The following is an 8,485-nucleotide window of genomic DNA, read 5'->3' on the forward strand; positions in this document are numbered from 1 at the left end:
CCTACCGTCCATCAGGTTTAGTTAAGTCAAGGTGTTCGTTGTAAACAGAGGCTTCAACATTAAAGTAGCCCAGGATCGTATGCGAAAAATTATCATGACTGATAGTAGCGCCCGTTTCGTGTTTACTTACATTAAATTCGTCGGACGGCCATACTATCCAGGGTATGTGACGCTGTTCTTCTGGAGCTATCCAGTTAGGCAAGCCATGCAGATAGATACCGTTATCCCCTAGTGATTCACCGTGGTCAGATACATACATCATACTGCTGTCGAGCTCAGTATGGCTTTTCAATAGCTTTATTACCTGACTTACAAGTTCATCGGTTACGAGCAGACTGTTGTCATATGCATTAGTAATTTCGTCCACAGAACAATCCGACAGCTCTTGGCTTTTACATTCGGGTAAAAACCGTTTCATTTCGTTAGGCGACCGTTCGTAATAGGCAGGCCCGTGACTTCCCATTTGATGAAGCACAATAATTGAGTCCTGATGCAAATTGCTTAACCAAGATTTGAGTTGTTCGAGCATATCTACATCATAGCATTCCAACTCCCCACATCGGGACTCGCTCATTTTGACGGTTTTAATTCGATTACAGACATCTTTGCAGCCAGAGTTATTTTCTATCCATGTTGCATTAATACCGGCAGTTTCTAAAACATCTAATACATTACTCGAGTTTCTAGCAACATCCGAGTAATTATCAGCTGTTAAAAAACTAAACATGCACGGCACTGAAATAGCCGTTGCTGTTCCACACGATATTGCATGTTTATAGCTGAAGATTGGCTCAGATGCCATGAGCTCATTCAGTGAGGGTGTTGTAGGTCGAGGATAATTGTTGAGTGAAAAATGGTCCGCCCGCGCTGTCTCACCCAAAACGATTACCATGACTCTCGGTTTTTCAGACGTACTTACCTGAAAGGCATCTTGCCCTAATCTTATAAATTGAGTTGGGGTCTCTAATTTTCGTTTCAAAGCCGAGACGGTTGCTGATATGACGTTGAAAGGAGCGATTCTGTACTTCACATCTCGATGGTTGCGAAATAAAGAAGCGAAGTCGTCATAACTGGTGTAAGCGATACCGACCGCTAATACGGAAAAGCAAGTCGCCGCTACAATGCCTTGTTTTATTTTTGTTGCCGCACTGGAAGGCGGGAGTTTTATATACGTCAGCAATAACGAAGGGATAACACCAAGTGTTATAAAGGTTTCAAAAAAACTCCACGAAAGTTGGTCACGAGCCTCAGCCGTATCGGTCTCAATGGCATTAATTATCATATCTGCATCAATGATAATGCCATATTCCGACATGTAAAAAAGTGCAGGAGTAGCGAGAACAAACAACAATATTGCGAATGGCTTGAAAGCATTAACGCATCGGCTGATGGCGAGCGCAATAGTATAGAAAAAAGCAATGAACACCATTAGTTTGACTTGCGTGAACCCATGAACCCCGTATTCATTCAACGCACTCAAAAGAGGACCCGAATATGCAAGAGCAAGCCAAGCCGCAACGAGTATTAATAAAGCTGGAAAATTAAGCGTGAGTCGATGCATATTGCTCACCTATATGAAAGATAAATAAAGAAACGCTCCAACAGATGAATGCTGTTGTTATGTCATCAATAAAGAAGTGCGCACCCCGCAGCTGTTGAACACCTCCAAGTACAAAGCCGCAAAAGAGTGAGAGAGTCAGCGAAGCTCTCGCAAGAAAAGGTCTGCTTTTACGCCAGAAAAAGTACAGAGCAATCCAGGCAAAGCCAATACTTGAATGTCCCGAAGGAAAGCACCGACCCGACCCAAAATGCGTGTCGTTGAACGACCATAAGCTGATATATGGTTTGGCTCCTCCGTATAACTGCAAGTCCCAGGGACAGTCCATACCAAGCATCGCCTTGAGGTAATTCACTAAACCAAAAGACAACAAAACCGATAAGAGTAACAAGACATACCGGCGCCGCTTGCTGTCCCTTTTGGTTGGTAAGAACTGAGTCACGGTTAGGAATAGGACAAACACTACAAATGCGAGATTAAGCTTCCGTATACCGTCATGAAGAATCGTTTCAGTGATAAAATGGTGCCGTAAAGACCACTGTCCTCCTTCGAGCTGGTATAACGTATTGGCCACTAAAAACTTAAGCTCTAAAAATTCTACGACCAGTAATAGAGCCACAAAAACCACCAAAACACGTGTCCAACGCCTCCAAACCGTCATGGACTCTAAAGCGGCCATAACACAGCTACCCAAACGATGATGAACTGACAGATAGCAATGAATACTGCAGCTGAGGCGATATCTTTTGCTCGACCGCTGAGCTCGTGATAGTCGGAGCCAATGCGGTCGACAACCGCTTCAATGGCGGAGTTTAGTAGCTCTGTAATAAGTAAACCAAGCAATGACATAAGCAGTAGCAACCGCTCTGACAGCTCAAGCTCTGCTATCACTAAAACTGGCAGCAACACCAACAATAAAAGTACCTCTTGTCGAAAAGCTGCTTCAAAACACCACGCCGCTCTGAGCCCTTTCATGGAATATTGCGTTGCATCGATGATTCGGGCTATGCCAGTTTTTCCTGGTTTCATAGTCACCTCTTGAGAAATAAAAACTGCATAGTAAACAGTCAATATTAAGTTCAGCTTAAGGTTCGTTCTTTAGTATCGCGTTCATTATCAGAGCTAAGTTGGGCTACTAATGAGCAATACACCTTTATTAAAAGAACTGAAGTCGTCGCTATTCCAATACCGGACGCTTATAGCGGGTTTTTCGCTGGGTCTAATTATCCTGAGTGTTAGTCGCTTACTATTATTTATATGGCAGTTTGAACGCGTAACTGAGGCAGGAGAGCTCAGTTACTTGATGTTAATGGGCCTCAGAGCAGACATCGTTCAGATGGGTTATCTGACGCTACCTTTATTGCTATTCGCGCCATTATTTTTAAATCGCTGGGGTGTGAGGGCTTGGCAAACAGTTCAAAGCGTTTGGTTGATTATTGCTATCACCTATATCACGTTTATGGAGGTCTCAACGCCCGCCTTTGTTATGCAATACGACTTGCGACCTAACCGTCTGTTTGTTGAGTATTTAGAGTACCCGAGGGAAGTGTTAAGCACCCTTTGGGGAGGGTTTAAAGTCTGGTTACTTTTGACCGCGGTAGTGTTGGGTATTTGCTTATTCGGACTCGGTAAGCTTGCTAAGCGACTGAACCAGACAACTTATGGTCATAAACAATACACTGGCAGGGCGCTTATTGTTTGGCCGCTTTTGATGGTAATTGTTTTTGCCGGTGTGCGGTCAACGTTAGCGCATCGCCCGGCGAACCCAGCATTTTTTGCGGTGACATCGGATGCTTTGGTGAATAGTTTAGTTATCAGTTCGGCCTATTCGCTTGAATACGCAATTTACAGCATGAGGCACGAGGAAAATGCCTCTCGTATATACGGTGATGCCAGTTTAGAGAAAATTCTTAACATAGTTAAAAGCCAGCCACACTTAGCAGGCAAGGCATTTCCATCTGACGAATACCCCACAGTGCACTTTAATAAAGCTTCCCGGAGCTTCGACAAACCCAAAAATATTGTCGTTATCTTGGAGGAAAGTTTAGGTGCGACTTTTGTTGAAGATCTCGGTGGGATTAATGTCACACCAAACCTAAAGCGACTTAGTAAGGAAGGGTGGTGGTTTCAGCAGCTTTACGCAACTGGCACTCGGTCAGTTCGTGGTATTGAGGCGGTTATTTCAAGCTTCTTACCCACACCGGGAAGAAGTACCGTGAAACTTTCACTGTCTCAGCAAAATTTTTATACCGCTGCTGACCTGTTGTCGCGTGAGGGATACTTCACTGAGTTTATTTATGGTGGTGAAACCCACTTTGACAACATGGGAAGTTTTTTCGCAAGTAATGGTTTTCAGTCTATTCTTGGTCAGAGTGACATTGATAACCCCAAGTTTGTCGGTAGCTGGGGAGCGAGCGATGAGGACCTGTTTAATACCGCTCATAAAAGGTTTGAGATGCTAACTAAAAAGGGAGCTCCCTTCTTTAGCTTGGTGTTTACCTCATCAAACCACGAACCATTTGAGTTTCCAGACGATGAAGTCGAGCTCTATTCTGCGCCCAAGAACTCGGTAGAAAACGCTGTCAAATATGCTGACTTTGCGCTGGGTAAGTTTATCAACAAAGCAAAGGCGAGTGATTACTGGGAAAATACGATTTTTTTGATTGTCGCTGATCACGATACGCGCGTCTATGGAAACGAGTTAGTTCCGATCCAAAAGTTTCGTATTCCAGGACTCATTCTGGGTGGCTCTATTCAACCCAAAGAGATTGATGAAATTACCAGTCAGATTGACTTAATGCCTACGGTTATCTCGCTTGCAGGCGTTTCAGCTTGGACCCCGGCGATAGGCCAGGACATTTCGAATGATAACGTGCCACCGGCTAATCGTGCCATGATGCAATTTGGTAATAACTACGCATGGATGACACCCAAAGGAGTAGCGATTTTAACTCCTGGAGAGGATAAAACCGGTCACTATGACTTCGATGAGAGCGACTTTGTGGCTGACCAAAACATCAGTCAGCAGTTGCGTAATGAGGCACTAGCTCATGCATTATTGCCTTCTTGGCTATATCAACACCGAGCATATTTTGTCCCAGAAAGTTTAACTAAGCTTTCTAACGAATAGATCCTAGCTAGAAATTAGTAATTGAGCGAATGCGCGGCTACTACTGGGGCTGTAGTTGGTCCGCTTTTCGCTCAAAGCTGACAGTCCGGTTAGTGCCTGTTGCCGCTTATACTGTTAATGAATACTTTACGAATCCGTTTTAATTTAGCTTTTTTAAAGCTTCAGTCACACATCTATTTACGTTCAACAAGTCTGATTCCGATTGTATGGAAATATAGTCACAACCTTTGTAAACCAAATGCATGTAGTTAGCAGTCAGTTCAAATGGCTGCGCAAAACACTGAGGCAATTCAATGTCGAAGCCCGTTGACAAGACTGAACATGACTTGCCTTTTAGCTGCCGACCAAGCTCTTTGTTCACAGTTAAAAGATCTGACAAACGATCGAAGAAAGTCTTTAGTAGTGCTGACATTGAATACCAATAAACGGGTGAGGAAAACACTAGATGATCAAATTTAACTAGTTCACGAATAAGTGGTAAAAAGTCGTCGCCTTTATTTTCGTGCGTATAATCGTAAGCTGATATTTTGTAATCCGCTAAGTTAAAGAAGACAGCATTGGTTTGCGCTACAAATTTATCAGTGAGCTGTCGGGTATTTCCGTCCGAACGCGAACTTCCTAGTATGACTGCTATCTTCATTAAAGCCCCTATTGCGTTACACTCTTAATAACTGCCAAAATCAGATTAGGAAAACCTGATACTAGACGACGCATTTGTCTGCTGCAAATCTATTGAAACGGCTTGAATTTTAGTATGCGATGGAAAAGAACTTCCGCTTCTCGCTCAAAGCGGACTGAATTCGCAATGTATGACGAAGATCTACTAACTAACCTTTTCCCAATTGAAAAATTTACTATCTGCTAAATCAAGCATCTCAATATCTTCTGCCGTATCACCGTATGCATAAATGTGTTCAAATTCATCTAGGTTAATTAATGCTCGGATTCTTTCGACTTTTTTTCTACCGGTACAGTCACCATCCAGATAATGACCAGTCAGCAGACCTTCTCTTTCCTCAAGATTGACTCCGCACAGTTCAAAGCCCATCTTTTCACACCACGGTCCGAGATAAACCGCAAGCGAAGCCGAAACAATGAGTATCCGGTCACCACGCGCTTTATGCCAATTTAAGCGCTCGATGGCTTCAGGACGTAAAACGTTCGGGATAAATGATTCAGCATGTTTGTGGCCTAATTCGGCTATATCCAATACCGGTAAATTTTTAAAGCCAACTCGAACTACTTTTTGCCGAATATAGGATGATGACAACAAACTGTATTTGTGAGCAATGATAAAAGGAGTTAACAGGATCTTCCCAACACGCATTCTTTTGCGAGGTATGGCCGCCTTTACGAATGGGGTGAAGGTATCGCAGTTTGTGATCGTGCCATCAAAATCGAATAGGGCGATATCCATACTTTTATCTCGTAGCTTTCAGGGTTTAGTCATGCTTATGCCGATTTTCTGCATAGCCGTTAGGCGTCACACCTATTATTTGTTTGAAATCGCGAATAAGATGGGACTGGTCTGTGTATTCAAGTTCCATAGAAACATCAAGGATATTTACTTCTCCTGCGTCAAGGCGTTCAAGCACTCTGTGAAGGCGATATTTTCTTATTAGCCACTTTGCACTTAACCCAATATGTTTTCTGAAGTACCGTTGTATCATTCGCGGTGATAGTTCAGCACGCTCACTCAACTGAGACACTTTAACAATCGACTGTTCGTCTTTAATCAAACTAACCAGTTTTTGTACAGACTGCTGAGAGTCGCAAACTGACGTCTTATGTGGTGTAAGTCTTTTCTCGAGAATTTCACAAATTAACGCATCGCTCTTTATAACCAACAAGCTAGCTAGTGCCTCTGTGAGGCGCTCTCCAAAAATCTTGCTAGCATCAATTTCCTTATCGACGTATTCAACATGCGGTAACGAGAGAACATGCTGAAGAGCTCCGAGCGAAAACTTAACACCTATAATTCTGTCTTTTCCGGACATCATGTAATTGTAAACTTTGGTGACCGGTCCCACTACCTTAACGCTGTCATTACTAATGACAAGATGAAAGTTGGGATCGGGAAGGTTCCTTTGCGTGTGTGTTTTATTTGCAGGGAGGTTCCAGTCGACTAACCAAAACTGATCGATAAAATCAGTTAATTCAAACTTGGGATAGTAACGGCGCAAACTGTAAAACTGCTGGCTTTCTTTTTGGTGCAATACACCAGTGATTCTAGAACGATTAATTTTCAAGCCTGAAGTTCCCCTTAAAATCCTATGTCGCACTTTTACAATACCAGTAACACGGATCATGGTAGTGTTGAATACCACTTAAGCAGAAATACTGGAGGATAATATTATGGAGCTCACAGGAACGTTTGAAATAACCAGTTGGCAGGAATCGGTAGAAAAGGAGCTTGCTAATGGTACGAAACTAAGCCGCGCTAACGTCAGACAATCCTATACTGGAAGCTTGTCAGGAGAGAGTGAACTGACGTATCAACTCTGTTATGACACTAGCGGTAATGCTGATTTTGTTGGCTTCGAAACAATTTCCATAAATACCCCAAATGAATTAGAGGTTATCGTTTTACAACACAATGGTTGTTTCAACAACGGTATTGCAACCAGCAAGTTCACTGTTGTCGAAAGCAGTCATGATAAGACACTTATTGGTTATGAGGGCTTCTTTCGTTCGAAAGAGAATGGTCAAGCAGACTATCAAATTAAAGGTCCGCTTTGAGCGACAAGCGGACTAAGGTTCAAGCTATGAAGCTTTTCTAATGGTGATATTATGTTTTGCACGTAGGGACATTTATTCATAATGGAAAAGGACTTCAACATGCTAATTCTAAGCCGCAGGGCATCCGAAAAGCTAACAATAGGCAACGACGTAATGATTACCGTCTGTAAGGTAAAAGATGGCGAGGTAAAGCTTGGTATCGACGCGCCAGCAGACGTCGTCATTATGCGAGACGACGCCGTCACGCAGGCACCTAAGACAAAAAATAAGCCCAGAGTGAGTTCACCCTGAGCTTACTCGCTACAAACCAAGTTCGAGCATCAGCTGGCGCTTATAGTTACCACCTAGCGGCAGTACTGTTTCGTCAGCCAACTCGACTTCCTGGTATCGACCGAGCTCTGATAAAAGCTTTCGCAGATGGTCACGCTTTACGATGTGGCTTCGATGAATACGAATGAACCTATCATCCAGTATGTCTTCCATATCCGAAAGCGTTGCTCGATGCAGCACACGCTCGTTGCCAAAGTAGATCTTCACGTAATTACCAAACGCCTCTACACGTTCGATTGATGCAACAGCAATAAAGCGAACCTCACCCGGGCGCGTTTTAACAGCGATAATGTTTCGTCTCATGCTACCCATATCTAGTCCCTCTCCATGACCAAGTCAGCATCAATGCTATTACCACCGGCCATTCGTATCGATGTTCGCCCTTTTATCGAGTAGTCGTTGTAAATAGCGAATAGCAACGTCGTGCTGAGTCCAATCGCTATAATTGCTGTGATCAGTGAGCCAGTTGATAACGTGCCGATAATGCCGGAGCCCCACCCTAGTGGATTCCAAAAGTTCGTGGCGAAAACACCTGCAGAGCCAACGGCTAATGCAAAGGCACCCGATGATGCTGCCTTGACCGTTCTCACGTCATCAGCCAACGAAGCGCTTTTTACAGCAATAGTTTTATCTTGCCTTTCGATTGCTCGCTCTAATTCTGATTTGGTGTGTACCACCGTTACGTTCGACATAATTAGTCTCCTAAATGACAGTTAATTAACTGCAGC

The 8,485-nt window shown here is 43.4% G+C and carries 11 protein-coding genes; 3 read left to right on the forward strand and 8 right to left on the reverse strand.

Annotated features, from left to right (window positions below):
• Nucleotide 1: 1 nt before the first annotated feature.
• From CWI73_RS10085 to CWI73_RS10095, 3 genes are read right to left on the reverse strand one after another with little or no spacing between them, the layout of a single operon-like run.
• Nucleotides 2-1,561 carry a phosphoethanolamine transferase gene (locus tag CWI73_RS10085; protein ID WP_126752669.1) on the reverse strand — a complete coding sequence of 520 codons (1,560 nt, stop codon included), beginning with the start codon at nucleotides 1,559-1,561 and terminating at the stop codon, nucleotides 2-4.
• Nucleotides 1,542-2,237, reverse strand: coding sequence for a phosphatase PAP2 family protein (locus tag CWI73_RS10090; RefSeq protein ID WP_126752670.1), 696 nt, complete (start codon nucleotides 2,235-2,237; stop codon nucleotides 1,542-1,544). The genes CWI73_RS10085 and CWI73_RS10090 overlap by 20 nt, the downstream gene beginning before the upstream one ends.
• Entirely contained in the window at nucleotides 2,225-2,587 is a 363-nt protein-coding gene (locus tag CWI73_RS10095; protein WP_126752671.1) for a diacylglycerol kinase, read from the reverse strand. The genes CWI73_RS10090 and CWI73_RS10095 overlap by 13 nt, the downstream gene beginning before the upstream one ends.
• Nucleotides 2,588-2,696: 109 nt before the next feature.
• On the opposite strand from CWI73_RS10095, the gene CWI73_RS10100 reads away from it, so the two are divergent.
• Nucleotides 2,697-4,688, forward strand: a complete 1,992-nt coding sequence (locus CWI73_RS10100) for an LTA synthase family protein (protein WP_126752672.1) — start codon at nucleotides 2,697-2,699, stop codon at nucleotides 4,686-4,688.
• Nucleotides 4,689-4,827: 139 nt separating this feature from the next.
• Here the strand turns inward: CWI73_RS10100 and CWI73_RS10105 are convergent, their stop codons facing one another.
• The 3 genes from CWI73_RS10105 to CWI73_RS10115 form a co-directional block, all read right to left on the reverse strand.
• Complete coding sequence (locus tag CWI73_RS10105; protein WP_126752673.1) at nucleotides 4,828-5,328, reverse strand: flavodoxin family protein; 501 nt, start codon at nucleotides 5,326-5,328, stop codon at nucleotides 4,828-4,830.
• 183 nt (nucleotides 5,329-5,511) lie between these two features.
• On the reverse strand, nucleotides 5,512-6,105 hold the full coding sequence (locus CWI73_RS10110; protein ID WP_126752674.1) for an HAD family hydrolase: 594 nt from the start codon (nucleotides 6,103-6,105) through the stop codon (nucleotides 5,512-5,514).
• Nucleotides 6,106-6,130: 25 nt separating this feature from the next.
• Nucleotides 6,131-6,997, reverse strand: a complete 867-nt coding sequence (locus tag CWI73_RS10115; protein ID WP_126752675.1) for a helix-turn-helix transcriptional regulator — start codon at nucleotides 6,995-6,997, stop codon at nucleotides 6,131-6,133.
• Between the two features lie 46 nt (nucleotides 6,998-7,043).
• On the opposite strand from CWI73_RS10115, the gene CWI73_RS10120 reads away from it, so the two are divergent.
• On the forward strand, nucleotides 7,044-7,427 hold the full coding sequence (locus CWI73_RS10120; RefSeq protein WP_126752676.1) for a DUF3224 domain-containing protein: 384 nt from the start codon (nucleotides 7,044-7,046) through the stop codon (nucleotides 7,425-7,427).
• 99 nt (nucleotides 7,428-7,526) lie between these two features.
• Complete coding sequence (locus tag CWI73_RS10125) at nucleotides 7,527-7,718, forward strand: carbon storage regulator (protein ID WP_126752677.1); 192 nt, start codon at nucleotides 7,527-7,529, stop codon at nucleotides 7,716-7,718.
• 9 nt (nucleotides 7,719-7,727) lie between these two features.
• On the opposite strand, the gene CWI73_RS10130 is transcribed toward CWI73_RS10125, so the two are convergent.
• Nucleotides 7,728-8,069: a LytR/AlgR family response regulator transcription factor gene (locus CWI73_RS10130; RefSeq protein WP_126752678.1), complete on the reverse strand. Its 342-nt coding sequence runs from the start codon at nucleotides 8,067-8,069 to the stop codon at nucleotides 7,728-7,730.
• 2 nt (nucleotides 8,070-8,071) lie between these two features.
• Nucleotides 8,072-8,449, reverse strand: coding sequence for a hypothetical protein (locus CWI73_RS10135; protein ID WP_126752679.1), 378 nt, complete (start codon nucleotides 8,447-8,449; stop codon nucleotides 8,072-8,074).
• Nucleotides 8,450-8,485: the final 36 nt, after the last annotated feature.

Source organism: Idiomarina piscisalsi, from assembly GCF_003987095.1.
In the GTDB taxonomy this organism is placed as follows: Bacteria; Pseudomonadota; Gammaproteobacteria; order Enterobacterales; family Alteromonadaceae; genus Idiomarina; species Idiomarina piscisalsi.